This window comes from Nibribacter ruber (assembly GCF_009913235.1).
Lineage (GTDB): Bacteria > Bacteroidota > Bacteroidia > Cytophagales > Hymenobacteraceae > Nibribacter > Nibribacter ruber.
The window spans coordinates 199,432-216,189 of record NZ_CP047897.1 but is presented as its reverse complement, the minus strand read 5'-3'; the positions used below and the strand labels follow the sequence as shown (position 1 = coordinate 216,189).

14 protein-coding genes are annotated in these 16,758 nt (G+C 51.1%); 9 read left to right on the top strand and 5 right to left on the bottom strand.

The window, feature by feature from the left end; translation table 11 throughout:
- Positions 1-26: 26 nt before the first annotated feature.
- The gene (locus GU926_RS00875; protein ID WP_160688104.1) at positions 27-449 is read right to left on the bottom strand and encodes a hotdog fold thioesterase; all 423 of its coding nucleotides are present in this window, start codon (positions 447-449) and stop codon (positions 27-29) included.
- A 53-nt stretch (positions 450-502) separates the two neighbouring features.
- Here GU926_RS00875 and GU926_RS00870 point away from each other — a divergent pair, with 53 nt between their 5' ends.
- The 6 genes from GU926_RS00870 (at position 503) to GU926_RS00845 (ending at position 7,870) form a co-directional block, all read left to right on the top strand.
- A complete protein-coding gene (locus tag GU926_RS00870; protein ID WP_160688103.1) occupies positions 503-1,117 on the top strand; it encodes a histidine phosphatase family protein in 615 nt (204 codons plus the stop codon).
- A gap of 133 nt (positions 1,118-1,250) precedes the next feature.
- Positions 1,251-2,999 (top strand): pyruvate dehydrogenase complex dihydrolipoamide acetyltransferase, encoded by a 1,749-nt coding sequence (locus tag GU926_RS00865; protein ID WP_160688102.1) that lies wholly within the window; start codon positions 1,251-1,253, stop codon positions 2,997-2,999.
- An 872-nt stretch (positions 3,000-3,871) separates the two neighbouring features.
- Positions 3,872-4,411, top strand: a complete 540-nt coding sequence (gene hslV, locus GU926_RS00860; RefSeq protein WP_160688101.1) for an ATP-dependent protease subunit HslV — start codon at positions 3,872-3,874, stop codon at positions 4,409-4,411.
- 108 nt (positions 4,412-4,519) lie between these two features.
- Positions 4,520-5,491, top strand: coding sequence for a deoxyhypusine synthase family protein (locus GU926_RS00855; RefSeq protein ID WP_160688100.1), 972 nt, complete (start codon positions 4,520-4,522; stop codon positions 5,489-5,491).
- 258 nt (positions 5,492-5,749) lie between these two features.
- The gene (locus GU926_RS00850; protein WP_160688099.1) at positions 5,750-6,352 is read left to right on the top strand and encodes a DUF4136 domain-containing protein; all 603 of its coding nucleotides are present in this window, start codon (positions 5,750-5,752) and stop codon (positions 6,350-6,352) included.
- 45 nt (positions 6,353-6,397) lie between these two features.
- Positions 6,398-7,870 (top strand): pyridoxal phosphate-dependent decarboxylase family protein, encoded by a 1,473-nt coding sequence (locus GU926_RS00845; RefSeq protein WP_160688098.1) that lies wholly within the window; start codon positions 6,398-6,400, stop codon positions 7,868-7,870.
- On the opposite strand, the gene GU926_RS00840 is transcribed toward GU926_RS00845, so the two are convergent.
- Positions 7,867-8,442, bottom strand: a complete 576-nt coding sequence (locus GU926_RS00840; protein ID WP_160688097.1) for a 2'-5' RNA ligase family protein — start codon at positions 8,440-8,442, stop codon at positions 7,867-7,869. The genes GU926_RS00845 and GU926_RS00840 overlap by 4 nt on opposite strands.
- 351 nt (positions 8,443-8,793) lie before the next feature.
- Here GU926_RS00840 and abc-f point away from each other — a divergent pair, with 351 nt between their 5' ends.
- The 3 genes from abc-f to GU926_RS00825 all read left to right on the top strand — a co-directional run bounded on the left by abc-f (position 8,794) and on the right by GU926_RS00825 (position 13,363).
- Positions 8,794-10,722, top strand: coding sequence for a ribosomal protection-like ABC-F family protein (abc-f, locus tag GU926_RS00835; protein ID WP_160688096.1), 1,929 nt, complete (start codon positions 8,794-8,796; stop codon positions 10,720-10,722).
- A 147-nt stretch (positions 10,723-10,869) separates the two neighbouring features.
- On the top strand, positions 10,870-11,964 hold the full coding sequence (locus GU926_RS00830; RefSeq protein WP_160688095.1) for a toxin-antitoxin system YwqK family antitoxin: 1,095 nt from the start codon (positions 10,870-10,872) through the stop codon (positions 11,962-11,964).
- Positions 11,965-12,028: 64 nt separating this feature from the next.
- The gene (locus GU926_RS00825; protein WP_160688094.1) at positions 12,029-13,363 is read left to right on the top strand and encodes a type IX secretion system plug protein; all 1,335 of its coding nucleotides are present in this window, start codon (positions 12,029-12,031) and stop codon (positions 13,361-13,363) included.
- A 253-nt stretch (positions 13,364-13,616) separates the two neighbouring features.
- On the opposite strand, the gene GU926_RS00820 is transcribed toward GU926_RS00825, so the two are convergent.
- From GU926_RS00820 to rsmA, 3 genes are read right to left on the bottom strand one after another with little or no spacing between them, the layout of a single operon-like run.
- Positions 13,617-14,582, bottom strand: coding sequence for an NAD(P)-dependent oxidoreductase (locus GU926_RS00820; RefSeq protein WP_160688093.1), 966 nt, complete (start codon positions 14,580-14,582; stop codon positions 13,617-13,619).
- A 5-nt stretch (positions 14,583-14,587) separates the two neighbouring features.
- Entirely contained in the window at positions 14,588-15,940 is a 1,353-nt protein-coding gene (gene mgtE, locus GU926_RS00815) for a magnesium transporter (protein WP_160688092.1), read from the bottom strand.
- Positions 15,930-16,712 (bottom strand): 16S rRNA (adenine(1518)-N(6)/adenine(1519)-N(6))-dimethyltransferase RsmA, encoded by a 783-nt coding sequence (gene rsmA, locus GU926_RS00810; RefSeq protein ID WP_160688091.1) that lies wholly within the window; start codon positions 16,710-16,712, stop codon positions 15,930-15,932. Before rsmA ends, mgtE begins: the two co-directional genes overlap by 11 nt.
- Between the last annotated feature and the right edge of the window lie 46 nt (positions 16,713-16,758).

Here is a 16,758-nt window from a genome sequence, read left to right as displayed (position 1 = left end):
CTAAAAAGAAGGCTTAGAATTAGGTTCTAGCCTCTATCCAAAACTGCCATGGTAATGCGACTGATGCACACCAAATCGCCGGATTCTGTGGTGATACGAATTTCCCATACTTGGGTCTTTCTTCCCACGTGAATGGCTGTGGCTTTGCCGTAGACAAACCCGCTTCGCGCACTCTTTATGTGGTTGGCGTTAATTTCCAGCCCCACGCAATATTGCTTCTCTAAATCCAAAAACATGGTGGCGCCCACGCTTCCCAAGGTCTCAGCTAAGGCCACAGAGGCACCGCCGTGCAAGAGGCCCATGGGCTGGTGGGTGCGATGGTCAACTGGCATTTTGCCTATCAAGTAATCGTCGCCAATCTCAGTGTATTCAATGCCTATGTGCTCGCCCATGGTGTTTTTGTTCCAGGCGTTTAACTGCTCTAAAGAAACGTCAGCGCGTCTTTTCATGGCTACTTTTCGTATTTATCCCCTACCTTTAGGGCCTGCAAATTAGCGTAAAATTGAGCCTCAAAAAAATCTACCTTATCCGGCATGGCCAAACTGACCTGAACCTGCAAGGCATTGTTCAGGGAAGCGGTGTGGACTCGCCGTTGAATGAGACTGGCCGGTGGCAGGCAGAGAAATTCTTCCAGGCATACCAGCACATCAAATTTGACAAAGTCTATACCTCTGTTCTTCAGCGCGCGCAACAATCCGTGCAGGGATTTCTGGACTTGGGTTTGCCGCATGAGGCGCACGCTGGCTTGAATGAGATTTGCTGGGGCTGGCGCGAGGGCACCAAAATATCACCCGAAGAGGACGCTTATTACTATGAGGTGTTGGGCCGCTGGCAACAAGGCGAGATTGACCTGCCCATTGAGGGCGGAGAAAGCCCCGTGCAAGTAGCAGAACGTCAGAAACCGGTCATTGATTTGATCTTGTCCCGGCCTGAGGAAGAAACAATCCTCATCTGCATGCACGGCCGGGCCATGCGCGTTTTTCTGTCGCAGTTATTGCATTACCCCTTAAGCCAGATGGACCGTTTCATCCATTACAATCTGTGCTTGTACCAGCTTAACTTTACGGGCAGTATGCTGTGGGTGGAGAAGTTCGCCGACGTGTCACACCTGTCTTAACCCCATGCCTAATTTCGTTTTTGGCCTCTTTTTAAGAAACTAGCCCAAAAACTGATGCAGAATCAATTTCCCTCGTATTTGTATTACACCAATTTTGCCTCTATTTTTGAGGTTCTAAAACCGAGCAAAGAATATGGCTGAAATCATCCGAATGCCCAAGATGAGCGACACTATGACCGATGGCGTGATTGCCAGCTGGTTAAAGAAAGTTGGTGATTCTGTGAAATCTGGGGACGTTCTCGCCGAAGTGGAAACCGACAAGGCGACCATGGAACTAGAGTCTTACGAAGACGGAACCTTATTATATATTGGACCTAAAAATGGCGAGTCTGTCCCAGTAGACGGCGTTCTGGCCATTATAGGAAAAGAAGGCGAAGATATTTCTGGCCTTATGGCCGAGGTAAACGGCAGTGCTGCCCCTGCCCCTAAAGCAGAAGAAGCCCCCAAGACCGAAGCTCCCAAAGAAGAGCCTAAGAAAGAAAAGGCCGCTCCTGCCGCCCAACCAGCTTCCGCCGCTGCTCCAGTTACCCCAGCCGCAAATGTGAACGCCTCTTTGGTGACCATGCCTAAGATGAGCGACACCATGACGGATGGTACTATTGTGGCTTGGCACAAAAAAGTAGGCGACAAAGTAAAATCTGGCGACCTGCTAGCCGAAGTAGAGACCGACAAAGCCACCATGGAGTTAGAGTCTTATGAAGACGGTACTTTATTATACATTGGTGTAGAAGCCGGTGCCTCTGTAGCCGTAGACGGTGTTCTTTGCATCATCGGGGAAGAAGGCGCTGACTACAAGGCTTTATTGAACGGAGGTAGCCAAGGCGGTGGAAACGCCAACCCAACCACTGCCCCAACCCAGGAACAAGCCACTCGCTTAGAAGAACATAAAACCGAAGCCCAGTCTCAGTCTGCTGACGGCGTTGGTCCAACTCCAAGCTTGCCAACTCCTGCTCCTGCTTCAAACGCTTCTGCTCCAGCGCCTGCCGCTGCTAACCAGGGACGTGTATTGGCATCGCCATTGGCCAAGAAAGTAGCCCAAGAGAAAGGCATCAGCTTGGCAGACGTGAAAGGCTCTGGCGAGAACGGCCGTATTGTACTGCGTGACGTGGAGAACTTCACGCCATCAGCTGCCGCTCCAAAAGCACAGGCCCCAGCGGCCTCTACTCCTGCTCCATCTGCCGCTCCGGTAGCTGCGCCTGGAGAAGCCTACTCAGAGGTACCGGTGTCGCAGATGCGCAAAATCATTGCGAAACGTCTAGCCGAAAGCAAATTCTCTGCCCCGCACTTCTACCTGACCATGGAGATTGACATGGACAAAGCCATGGAAGCCCGCGCGAGCATGAATGAAGTGTCTCCGGTGAAAGTGTCGTTCAATGACCTGGTCATTAAAGCCGCTGCTGCCGCCCTTCGTAAGCACCCTGCCGTGAACTCATCCTGGTTAGGAGATAAAATCCGTTACAACAACGTCATCAACATTGGTGTGGCAGTAGCGGTAGAAGACGGATTGCTGGTACCTGTAGTGCGCAACGCTGACCAGAAGTCACTGTCTGCCATCTCAGCGGAAGTGAAAGACCTGGGCGGAAAAGCCAAGAGCAAAAAACTTCAGCCATCAGACTGGGAAGGCAATACCTTCACCATCTCTAACTTGGGCATGTTCGGTATTGACGAGTTCACCGCCATCATCAACCCACCAGATGCGTGTATCTTAGCCGTTGGTGGTATCAAGCAGACGCCCGTAGTGAAGAACGGTCAGATCCAGATTGGCAACATCATGAAAGTGACCTTGTCTTGCGACCACCGCGTAGTAGACGGCGCCGTTGGTTCTGCCTTCTTGCAGACCTTGAAAGACTTCCTTGAAGACCCGGTTAGAATGCTAGTGTAATTACTAAGCACTTGCTTATAAAAGTGAGCCGCTGGAGAAATCTGGCGGCTTTCTTCGTTTTTGGCCTATTTTCTGGGAATCAGGCTAAAAGCGGTCCTTGGCACAGACGCTCGCAGGTCCTCTCGGACACTACGAGGTCTTTGGAGCAGAGGCAGATGGTCAGACTGGCAAACCAATGAGCAGGAAACAAGGCGGTGCCGTTGTCTCTACAAAACTCACCGCGCAAGCGCATATAGGAATTGCAACGCCTCCAAAAGCAACAAAGCCCACCGACCGACCTTGCGCAGGGCAGCCTTGGCTGTGCGCCCGGAGCATGGGCAGGGAGCAAGCAGTGTCTTTTCAAACGGTAAAGGCATAAGTCTACTATGAAACGAATCACGCCAGCCAGGTGCATAATCCGAAGAAAAGCTGTCTGAGCGGCAGCGAGTTTCTTTTCTTCTTGATTCTTTTGGTTACTTTTCTCATCAAGGAGAAAAGTGACAAACCTGAGCAGAAAGTAAGAAAGGAGAAGTTGGGGTAAGGTATTGAGTGGCAGAGACGGAAAGTTTGTCGTTGGTGATAACACCAACAACGGCGCCAGGTATTGACCAGCTTATGTAAACACCCCTCTACAAAGCTGCGCTCGCTACCTCAAACTCTCGTTTGGGTAATCCTAAAGGGGAGAATCCGTAATTAAAGATGGCACTTAGGATTTAAACATAAATCCGTTTTTGGCATCAATTCCCAAAAACAGGTCAAAAACGATTTGTATTTCCTGCGTATACCCTTTCTAACAACTGACCAAACACCAGTAATGGAGGCGGGCGTGGCATTTCAGAAAGAATGTCGTAGTTTCGCGGCTGGTCCCGGAAGAGAAGTTAATTAGAAGATATATGGCTAAAATACGTTCTACCACGGTGCTAGGCATTTACCACAACGGCGAAGTAGCCTTAGGGGCAGATGGGCAGGCCACCATGGATAAATACATTGCCAAGAGCAACGTGCGCAAGGTACGGGTGCTGCAAGATGGCAAAATTGTAACGGGCTTTGCCGGTTCCACCGCAGATGCGTTTACCCTGCTGGAGCGCTTTGAGGAGAAACTCAACGCTTACGGCAACAACATGAAACGCGCGGCCATTGAACTGGCGAAAGACTGGCGCAAAGACCAGTACCTGCGCAAGTTGGAGGCTATGATGGTAGTCGCCAACAAAGAAGAACTCTTGATTATTTCGGGCACCGGTGATGTGCTGGAACCAGACCATCAGATTGCGGCTATCGGGTCAGGAAGTACCTATGCACAGTCGGCGGCCTTGGCTTTGAAGAAGCACGCTCCGCATTTGACGGCAGAGGAAATGGTACGCGAAGCCTTAACCATTGCCGCTGACATCTGTATCTATACCAATCACAATCTCATTATTGAAAAACCGAACTAACCTGAAGGCATTTCGGTTTGCTTTTCGGTCCGGCAGTATACCTGCTTAAGACCCGTAAAAGCACCATAAATTAAGTAATAACACGCTTTTTAAAAGAACAGTAACGACATGAAGGTAACGCAGTTCCTGAAAGACCATTACAAGCATTTTAACGCGGCCGCCGTCATTGACGCCGCTGAAGGATACAAACTCCACTTGAACAACGGTGGTAAAATGATGATCACCCTGGCGGGTGCCATGAGTACTGCTGAGTTGGGCATCATCCTTGCAGAAATGATTCGTCAGGACAAAGTGCAGGCCATTACCTGTACCGGAGCCAACCTGGAGGAAGACATTTTCAACCTGGTGGCCCATGACTTCTATGAGCGCATCCCTAACTACCGCGACTTGACCCCGCAGGACGAGCAAGACCTGTTGGACCGTCACCTGAACCGCGTAACCGATACTTGTATTCCAGAGGAAGAGGCCATGCGCCGCCTGGAGCATGTGGTTTTGAAGTACTGGCAGAAAGCCGATCAAGCCGGCGAAGCCTATTTCCCGCACCAGTTCTTCTACCAGATCCTGAACTCAGGCGAGTTGGAGCAATACTACCAGATCGACCCGAAGAACAGCTGGATGCTGGAAGCGGCCAAGAAGAACCTTCCTATCTTCGTACCAGGCTGGGAAGACTCTACGCTGGGTAACATCTATACTGGCCACGTTATTTCTGGCGACATCAAAAACGTGCACACCATGCGTACGGGTATCCAGTACATGATGGAGTTGGCTGAGTGGTACACGCAAACTGCTACGGATGCCTCCACCATAGGCTTTTTCCAGATTGGCGGAGGTATTGCCGGCGACTTCCCTATCTGCGTGGTGCCAATGCTGCATCAGGATCTTCAGCGTACGGGTGTTCCATTGTGGGGCTACTTCGCGCAGATTTCTGACTCTACTACCTCTTATGGTTCGTACTCAGGCGCCGTGCCGAACGAGAAAATCACGTGGGGTAAACTGGGTGTAGACACACCTAAGTATGTAATCGAGTCAGATGCTACCATTGTGGCACCGCTGATTTTCGCCATCGTGTTAGATTACTAAGAATATCTTTTGAGCCGTTTTTAGGCTATTTTTTGGAAAAGGAGCGGAAAACACCGCTCCTTTTTTTATGCCCGGTTCTCATGAAATATGGAGGCTGGCAGCTTGAACATTACGGTACTACCACGCCACAATCCTTGTTCATTGCCTTGATTCAAGCTAGTTCACACCATTTCAATATTCTTATATGCACGTAGAATCCTTCCAAGGCTGGGCATCGTAAGTAGAAGAGTGATAGAGTTTTATTTAAAACTGAATGTGATGAGAAAAACCTACGGTATCCAAGTTCTTCTGATTCTTCCGCTGGCCTTGTTGCTGAGTGGCTGCATGATTTTCGGCAAACAGAAATATGGCTCAGATTACAGCTATTCTGGCATGTTCAACAAGTACAAGACTTTCAATTTCATTACCCATGCTTCTAACGAGGATACCGCCACTCTCAAGAACTATGAGGTCCTGCGCAAGTTCATCAGAGAGAGGCTAGAGATTCAGGGCTATACCTACACTGAAAAGAAGCCCGACTTGCTGGTGAGCTACTTCATCTTCTTTGATGACCTCAACATGAAGGGCTATGAGCAGGAAGAGTTTGACGTGTGGCTGGCTGAAAACGCTGACAACGGCGAGGGGGTGAAGTCAAAAGACCCGTACAAACCCATTAAAATCTACATGAGCCAAGGCACTCTTATGGTAACCTTATTAGACCAGAAGCGGCAAAACGCGGTTTGGCAGGGGTACACGTCTGGCGTGCTGGCAGATAAGAACGCAGAGAGCACCGTGTACCTGAACCGGGCCGTGCGCACCATCTTTGACCAGTACCGCGTGTTCAGGCAAGGCTACCTGCGCGAATCCTACAACCATAATTAAAATTCACGGCGCCATTGCGTATCTTGGGGGTTGAAAAACCCACCCATGGACACTCTGCATTTAGAACAGCGGCTTCATCACCTGGAGCAACAATCTCTTCTTCTGGAACCCTCCGCTACAGACCGTTTGCCGGTGCAACAGGCCGTGGAGCAGTACGCCCAAGCTTTTCTGGAAGACCTGCCCCAACTGCCCGTTTTTGTAGACACGCCAGACAAAGGAGCAGGCCTGTTGCAGAGTCCCATTGAGGAAGAAGGCATACCTGTGCAAGAAGCCTTGGGCTTGTTAAAGGAGCAGGTGGACACGCCCGGCATCAACCCAGCCTCAGGGGGGCACATGGGCTACATTCCGGGGGGTAGTTTGTATTACTCTGGGCTGGGAGACTACCTGGCCGCGGTAACCAACCGGTATGCCGGCATCTTCTACTCCTCACCGGGGGCGGTGCGCATGGAGAACATGCTCATCAGGTGGATGGCCCAGGAAATAGGGTTTCCGCAGGACACGGCCGGTAACCTGACCTCTGGCGGAAGTATTGCTAGTCTAATTGCCTTGGTCACCGCCCGAGACGCCCAAAACATTACCTGTCGCATCATTCCAGACAGTGTCATCTATTGTACCTCTCATACCCACCATTGCCTGGACAAAGCCCTGCGCATTGCTGGCCTAGGCGAATGCCAGTTGCGGCACGTGCCCATGGACGCCCAGTACCGCATGGACCCAAAAGCCTTGCAAATGCAGCTTGAACAAGACAAGGCAAAGGGTTTAAAACCCTGGCTGCTGATCGCCTCTGCCGGCACCACAGACGTGGGCGCCGTAGACCCGCTGGCGGCGCTGGCAGACCTTGCCCAGCAGCATGGCCTCTGGTACCATGTAGATGCGGCGTACGGTGGTTTCTTTGCGCTTTCGCCTACCGGAAAGCAGAAATTAAAGGGCATAGAGCGCGCAGACTCCGTAGTGATGGATCCGCACAAGGGCCTGTTCATTCCATATGGTTCTGGGGCGGTGCTCATCAAGAATTCACAGCAGTTGACAGAGAGCCATCATTACCAAGCCAGTTACATGCAGGACACGCTCTCCGTGACGGGCGAAGTCTCTCCCGCTGATGTCTCTCCGGAGCTCAGCAAACATTTCAGGGGATTGCGCATCTGGCTTCCCTTGAAATTGCACGGCGTAGCCGCCTTCCGGAGCGCTTTGGAAGAGAAATTACTGTTGGCCCAATACACTTATCAGAAACTGCAGGGGTTGCCAGGGTTTGAGGTGCCGGTAGCGCCAGACTTGTCAGTGGTTATTTTCAGGTATTTGCCAGAAGCTGCCATAGATGCCAATGCCTTTAACCAAAAACTGATTCAGGCGGTGCAGAAAGACGGGCGGGTGTTCTTGTCCTCTACCCTGCTGGACGGGCAGTTCATGATCAGGTTCGCTATTCTGTCTTTTAGAACGCACAAGGCTACCCTAGATCTTGCGCTGGAAATTTTACAGGAGAAGGCTAAGGAAATTACGGCTTCCTGGCAAGAGGCCTAGTACTTGCTGAACAGTTTTACTCTGGGCTCTTCTTTGGCTTCCTCCAGCGGGAAGGAACATTCGCTTAGGAACTTGTCGCCGTGCTTGGTAAGCAGAGAGAGGTTGTCCAAATTGATTTCCCAGTTGAAACTGAGCGTGTTCAGGAATTGAACCGCCTGGCCCACCAGCAAGGGCGTAGTGTCTGCCAAAGCCAACGTTAAGTGCGGCAGCCAGGAGTCAGGCTGGTAAATATGACCTACCTCGGGGCTTATCTGTCTAATGGCCTCATACAGATGGCACTGGAAATGATTAATGACCGCCGTCCGGATGACCGGAATGTAAAGCACCGGTTTCTCTCCCGGAAAAATACCCAGCCCCGTGGTCTTGATGGGAAGTTTGCAGCACAGGCTGGCGGCATGCAGCATGGCCTCTTTGATGTAGGGTAGGCTGGAGTCACTCGCGGTTAACCAGGTAAGGTGCGGGTCTGGCGTAGTCTGCACACCTTTCAACCCAAACTCCTGCTCCAAAAGTGAAATCAGATGGTTCATCCGGAGCGTATGCTCGGCATCCAACAAAGAAACAATTGCTACCATAGTTACTCGTTTACGTTTTTAGTCTGTTTTGGTGAAAATAAGCCAAAAACGATTCCCCTAATTGTCTACCAGGTACTCCGCCTACAGAGTGGTCACGCGGCCTCAGCCAAAAATAACCTCCGGTAGGCCGGCACTGGAACCTTCCCTATTCCGTTTTTAGCCTCTTTTCTGAGAAATGGGCTAAAAACAAAGAAAAGGTAGGAGTTCTTTGCCAAGGCACCACCTCTTTTGAAGGAATAATTTTTCCTGCCCTGCGCTGTTTCTTAGCTCTTCAGCCAAGTCCCATACAAGAGAGCGTCCCATTTGGCAGCCGGAAATTCCGTATCTTTGCGGCTCATACGCCTAAGTTCCATGATTTCCATTAACAACCTGGACTTCCATTTCGGGAGCCGCACCCTGTACGAAGACGCCAACCTGCACATCAAACCCAAGGACCAGATTGGCCTGGTGGGCTTGAACGGAACCGGAAAGTCCACGCTCCTGCGCCTGTTGGTGGGCGAGTACAAGCCAGACCGCGGCAGCATCCAGATGAGCCGTGACACCACGCTGGGCTTCCTGAACCAGGATTTGCTGTCTTATGACACCCATGAGAGCATCTTGAAGGTGGCCATGCAGGCGTTTGAGGAGGCCATCCAGGTGCAGCACAAGATTGACGCCGTGCTGCATGCCATGGAAACCGATTACAAAGACGAGCACATTGATCAACTGGCCAGGCTGCAGGAGCAGTTTGAAGCCATGGATGGGTACAACATACAAGTGAAGGCTGAGGAGATTCTGGAAGGTCTGGGCTTCACCACCGAGGAATTGCAGCAACCGCTGCGCACCTTCTCAGGGGGCTGGCGCATGCGCGTGATGCTGGCCAAGATCCTTTTGCAGAAACCATCGCTCCTGCTTTTGGATGAGCCTACCAACCACTTGGACTTACCTTCCATCAAATGGCTGGAAACCTATCTGGCCGGTTATGAGGGAGCCGTGGTAATTGTGTCCCATGATAGGGAATTCCTGGACAAGACCACCAACATGACCGTAGAGGTGTCTGGCCAGAAACTGAATGTCTACGCTGGTAACTACAGCTTCTACCTGGAAGAGAAAGAGCTCAGAAACGAAATCCAGAAAGGCGCTTATGAAAACCAGCAACAGCAGATAAAACAAGCCGAGCAGTTCATTGCCCGTTTCAAGGCCAAGGCCACCAAGGCCAAGCAGGCCCAGAGCCGCATGAAGGCCCTGGACAAGATGGAGCGCATTGAAGACGTGGCCGGCGATGCACCTGTGGTTAACTTCAAATTCCAGTTCACAGTGCAACCGGGCCGCAACATCCTTCGCCTGGAGAACATGAGCAAGAGCTACGGTGACAAGCTGATTTTCCAGAAAACCAGCGTGAACATTGAACGCGGTGACAAGATTGCCCTCATTGGTGCCAACGGTAAAGGTAAGTCTACGCTCATGCGCATCATCTCCGGAGATGAACCCATTCAGGGAGACCGCCAGCTGGGCCACAACGTGATTATGGCCTTCTACGCCCAGCACCAGTTGGAAAGCCTCACGGTAGAAAACGAGATTCTGCAAGAGATGGTACAGGCCGGTAGCCGCCGCACCGAAATGGAACTGCGCGGCGTTCTGGGTTCCTTCCTGTTCACCGGAGACACGGTTTTCAAGAAAATCAAAGTCCTATCTGGAGGCGAGAAAAGCCGTGTGGCTTTGGCTAAGACATTGATTTCAGAAGCCAACTTCCTGCTACTGGATGAGCCTACCAACCACTTGGACATGCAGAGTGTGAACATCCTCATTCAGGCCCTGCAGCAATATGAAGGTACGTTTGTGGTCATCTCCCACGACCGGTACTTCGTAGAGAACGTGGCCAACAAGATCTGGTACATTGAAGACCATGAGCTCAAGGAATACCCGGGCACCTACCATGAGTATGAATACTGGCAGGAACAGCGCGAGCGTGACTTTAAACGCAATGTGCAGGTACAAGCCTCTGCTCCCAAAGCCCAGCCCAAAGTACAAGCCACGCCCAGCCAGCGCCAAAACCTGGAACAGGAATTAAAAAAAGCTAACCAAAAACTGAAACAGGTAGAAGGCTTGGTGCAGGACCTGGAGAAAAAACTGAAAGGCTGTGAAGACAAACTAGCCCTGCCTAGCACCTACTCAGACCCCAACGCCCTCCACGAAGCCACCCAGCAGTTTGACAAAATCAAAGGCCAGCTAGACAAGGAACAAACCCTCTGGGAACAGCTCATGGAACAGGTAGACACCCTAGAAAACCAACTCAAATAGTCAATGAAAACCTCACCGGCGTAAATGTTGGTGAGGTTTTTCCGTTTTTAGGCTATTTTTAGGAAATCAGGCCAAAAACGGATTGCTGTGTTGAGTGATGGTGCTCCCGCAACTATCCTATTCTGGTTAAGAGATTATAAAAGGACTATGAGAAAGAAATACCTTGGGCTGCTGTTGCTGGTTTTTAGCATTCAAGTGAAGGCGCAGGCTCCCCTCCCCAACCAGTTTACGGTAGGTAATTTTTTAGAGATCCTGCCAGGAGACAGCCTCAAAGTGTACTTTAATTGTACGGGTACCATCTCAGATAAAAGTTGCGCAGACTATTACAGAATTGGCAAGATTGACCGGGACATTATCAATGTTGTAGGGACTTTCACTGATTTTTATAAGAACGGCGGCGTCTCTCTAAAGGCCTCAATGGTCCAGAATAGGCTAGAGGGAGAAGCCACTTTCTATCACCCCAATGGCTCCATCAAAGAACAGGGTCAATACAAAGCTGGCCTCAGGAACGGAAAGTGGGCCTATTTTTATGAAACCGGACAGCCAGAGAAAATCCTTGACTTTGTAAACGGGTACCCTCACATCCTTGAATCTTTTGCACAAAATGGCAAGCCCGAAGTAATTGCAGGCAACGGGACGTACAGAAACTTCTTCAACCCTAACCTGGGCTGTTCACCGTTTGCCGTCTCTGGCGAAGTAAAAAACGGCCTCATGCACGGCAAATGGTATCTAGGGTATGACGGGGCCTCTTCCGGAGACTTTGAAGTATATGAAAACGGGAGGTTCGTTTCAGGTAAGTCTAACAGACAAGTCTACACAGACAAAGCTTACGTGGGCATAACCCAATTTTCGCCCAATGAAAACCTTAGGCTCACAGAAAACAGTTTAAACTGCCCCGGATGGAGTGTGGTGGAGTGGCAATACAAGAACGAAGATCTACAACAGTCATTTTACCCGGCATTCACGCAACAGTTGAATGCTTATCCGGCGCCGGTAAAGGACCAATGGCTCATTATTGGAGTAGACCTTTTGGCCAACAACCAGCTTTCTAAGGTCCATGTCTATTCCTCCTTAAACGACACCAATCTGGAAACCTACGTCTATGACCAGTTATCTTCTATGAAAGGCTGGAAGACGGCCAAGCTACATTCAAACCCAATCAACTCCAGCATCTACTTTTCAGTATTAGTGGTGGACCGGCAGTTTATCATTCCCACCCACTACCTGTATCTGCAAAACTAAAAACTAAAAGGCTCTTATAAATTTACTTAGCGCCCTTCTTCATTTCCTTCCCAACTTGATTTGCATGACGTTCTCCAAAACCTGTAAGCTATATGCCCTTCTGGTAGGTCTAGCCACTACTTCTTTAACCAGCTGCGTACCCGTAGAATCTACCAGCTCTGGAGCCTCTGGCGTTTCTGGCAGTTCTGCCGCCGCACTCCGCTATGAAGACGCTGTGTATGCGCCAGACGTGAAATCTGTGCAGTTGTACACGCAGAATTACAATGCGGCAGACGTCCTGGCCCCGGCAGTGGTGCCTTTGAACCAAGGCGCGCCGCTTATTCTGGAGTTTGACCGGCTCAATGCCAACGGTAGCCGGGTGGTGGTAAAGATCCATCATTGTGACGTGAATTGGCAACCCTCGCAGCTGGCTTCTTTGCAGTACCTACAAGATTTCAATGAGTTTTTTATTAGAGATATGAATGCCTCTGCGGCGACCAAGGTACCGTACTGGCATTATCGTTTTCAAGTGCCATCAGTGAAGATTAGCGGAAATTATCTACTGGAAGTGGCCCAGGAAGGCGGCGGGCTCTTGCTGAGCAGACGGTTTGTGGTGTATGAAGAACTGGTGAACGTAGGTCTCAAACCAACGGCAACTCCCGGCGCCGGCGACCGGTACCAACGCCAGCAATTAGACTTTAACATCTTCTACGCCCAATATCCGCTGGTCAATCCCAGCCAGGACGTGAAGGTGGTCATGCGCCAGAACCACCGCTGGGACAATGCCAAGCAGTTCAGCCGTCCTACGTTTGTGCAGGAGGCCCAGCGCCGGCTTGAGTATCAATTATTTGACGTGGACCAGGCTTTTCTGGGATTAAGTGAATTCAGGGCGCTGGACACCAGAAGTGAGCGCTTCAGCGGAGTGGGCGTGGAACGGAGAGACGTCACCACCTCGCCAGACCGGGTGTATGCCCAAACGGGTAAGTCCAGGGCCAGAGACGCCTACAGCACGCAACCAGATGCCAATGGTAAATTTTTGTTTGGGAGCCGGGAGTATGGCAATGCGCCCTTAAACGCAGATTACCAGCAGGTCCTCTTTTCTTTGCACGCCCCTGAGCCGGCGCCAGGCCCCGTGTACGTGTTTGGCGGCCTAAGCGACTGGCAAATGCAGGAACCGTTTAAAATGAGCTATGACGCTGAAAAGAAACAGTACACGGCCTCTGCCCTCTTAAAACAAGGCTACTATAACTATTACTTCGCAGTGAAGGATGCCGACGGACAGGCAAATGCCCAATACTTTGAAGGCAGCCACTTCGCTACCGAAAACGTGTATGATGTGCTAGTGTATTATCGTCCGCCGGGGTCCAGGACAGACCTGATCATTGGCTACTCCACCATCACCTTCAATCCGCAACGGTAAAAACAGAAGCGCCTCCCTTATGCAAGAGAGGCGCTTCTTATTTAGAACTCCATATTCTTTCCGTTTTTGGCCTATTTCCTGGAAAACAGCCTAAAAACGAAACTTATATTAAAAGCACACTAAACGCTTTTCTGTTGGGACCAACCTTATAGATTCCACTAATAGTTATGGGTACGCGGTCTTTTAAAACAGAAGAATAAGTGCAGAGCTCTTCGTTTTTGGGTTATTTTCTGGAAAAGAGGCCAAAAACGAATTAGCTGCGGTGCTGGGAAAGATAGGTTTGCAGTTTAGCCACCAATACTTCATTGATGCGCTGGTAAGACTCATGCGTCCAGCCGGCAATGTGGGGCGTAAGCACTACACGGGGGTGCTCTAGTAAAACATCCAGCCTGTCTTTTTGATCTGAGGTGAGCGTAGAAAGCTTTTCATTCTCAAGAACGTCCAGGGCGGCGCCCAACACCTTGCCGCTTTTGAGCCCTTGCACTAAGGCGGCATGGTCCACCACTTCGCCACGGGCAGTATTCAGCAGCCAGAACGCGTTCTGGAAACTGTCTATGAATTTCTGGCTTACAAAGGCGTGGTTCTCTTTGGTGTAGGGAATGTGCAAACTCAGCACATCTACCTTCTCCAGAATCTCTTCCAGCACACACAGCTTAACATAAGAAAGGGGATTGGTGACAGCTTGTTGATCATACGCCAGCACCTGGCAATCAAACCCGGCCAACCGCTTGGCGAAGGCCTTGCCCATGTTGCCGTAGCCAATGATGCCTATGGTCTTGCCGCCTATCTCCTCCCCTCGGTTTTCTTCGCGCAGCCAGAGTCCTTTCCGAATCTGCGCGTCTCCAGAATTAATCTTCCGGAAGAGGCTTAGCAACAGTCCCAGGGTATGCTCGCCTACGGCATCGCGGTTCCCTTCAGGGGCGTTGAGGAGCGTGATGTTGTGCCGTTCCAGGACGCCCTCGTCTATGTTGTCCACGCCGGCGCCGGCCCGGGCCACCACCTTCAGGCGCGGGGCGGCAGAAACCAAGGCTTCAGTCACCCGCAGTTTGCTGCGCACCATGAGCATGTCATAGTCTGGCAACAAGTCTGGCACCTCGTCCTTCTTCACATCTGGCACGTAGGTCACTTCCACCAACATTCCGTCCAGCATAGGAAACAGGCTCTCATGCATCTGGTCAATAATTAAACAGCGGAAGGGTGCAGCAGCAGGAGTAGACATAGTTCTTACAAATTATAGAGCATGTGGGCCACCAGAAAATAGACGCCCAACCCCAGCAGGTCATTGGCAGTGGTTATGAAGGGTCCGGCGGCCACCGCTGGGTTCACCCCGAACCGATCCAGGATCATGGGCGTGACCGTCCCCATGAACGAGGCCAGCAACACCACGCTGAACAAAGCCACTGCAACCACCACAGATAGGGTCAGCTCCACGTTAAACAGAAAATTGAACCCCATCACCAGACCAGACATGACCAACCCGTTAATGATGGCCACCAACAATACCTTTATGATTCGTTGGCCGAAGTTGTCAAACATGACCGTCTTGTTGGCCAGCGTCTGAATGATGATGGACGAGGACTGAATGCCCACATTGCCGCCGGTGGCAGTGATTAATGGCGTGAACATGGCCAGCGCCGGTATGATGGCGATGTCGCCTTCAAACAACCCAATAAAGCGCGCACCTAGCAAACCGCCTACCATTCCTACGGTGAGCCAGGGCAACCGTGCTCTGGACAACCTGAACACGCTATCGTCTTCCTCAATGCTCTCGGTGATACCGGTCATCAACTGGCGGCTCAACTCGGCCTGCTCCTGAATCACGTCAATGACGTCGTCAATGGTGATGCGGCCCAATAAACGGCCTTGGATGTTGACCACCGGAATGGCGTCCAGGTCATATTTCTGCATGACGGTGGCTACCTCCTGCTCGTCTTTGTAAGACTCTATGGCAATGACGTCATCGTCATAAATCTGGGAGATGGGCGTGTGGTCACTGGTGAGGATGAGCGTTTTCATGCCCAACCTGCCTACCAGTTTGTCGCGGTCGTCCACCACGTAAATAGCGTAGACTTTCTCCACTTCCTCGGCCTGGCGCCGTATTTCTTCAATGCACTGCCCTACCCGCCAATTGATGTTGACCTTAATCAACTCCTTGGCCATGAGACCGCCGGCGCAGTCCTGGTCATAATGCAAGAGGTCAATGATGTCAGCTACCTGCTCCTGATCGTCTAAGAGGGCAATGATTTCCTCTTTACGCTGCACGGGCTGCTCATTGAGCAAATCCACGGCATCATCAGAATCCATCTGACCAATGTAACGGGCAATTTCCTCAGTGGTGAAATTCTTGAGGAAGCTGGTACGCACGTCTGAGTCCAGGTCAGAGAGAATCTCGGCGCCCACGTCTGAAGGAAGCAGGTCTACCACATATTTGCTCTGCTCCGTGTTGAGCTCATAAAGGACCGTGGTGATGTCTGCCGCGTACATGTCTTCCATGTTGGAGAGGATGAACTCCCCGTCACGGCGCTCTACGGCGTCTTCTATCTGGTCAATGAACTCGCGGGTAATCTCAGACTGCATGTTGCTGTATCTGGTGGGTCAGTTGAATGAAATCCTGTACGGAGAGCTGCTCGGCGCGTTTGTCAAACAAAGGTTCTTTGGTCATCTCCTCGGGCAGGTTGAAGGGCTTCAGGCAGTTTCTCAGGGTTTTACGTCTGGTGGCAAAGCTGGCCTTCACCACCTTCACAAACAGCTTCTCATCCACGGGCAGGGTCTCAATGTTGTTACGCGTTAATCTAATCACCGCAGACTTTACCTTGGGTGGCGGATTGAACACGTTCTCATGCACCGTGAACAGGTACTCAATGTCATAGAAGGCCTGCAAGAGCACGCTCATTATGCCGTAGGTCTTGGAGCCGTGCGGAGCCGCAATACGCTCTGCCACTTCTTTCTGCAACATACCCACCACCTCGGGCACCTGGTTTCTATGGTCCAGGACCTTGAAAAGAATCTGCGTAGAGATGTTGTACGGGAAGTTGCCAATCACGCAGAAAGGTCCGTCAAACAGCGTTTTTAGGTCGGTTTTCAGGAAATCGGCTAAAAGAACGCGGCCTTCCAGTTGCGGGAAATGCTCATTGAGCCAGGCAATGGACTCGCGGTCAATGTCCACGATGGTGGTCTGGTACTCTGTATGCTGAAGGAGAAACTGCGTGAGCACGCCCATGCCGGGGCCTACCTCCAGCACCTGCTTGGCACCATTGGGCAGGCGCAGGGCTTCCACAATATCTTGCGCTATCTTAAGATCAGTTAGAAAATGCTGACCTAGGTGTTTCTTGGGCTGGACGAGCTTCACTGGTTTTCGGTTTCCGTTTGTTAAGGCTATATTGCAGCCAAAGATA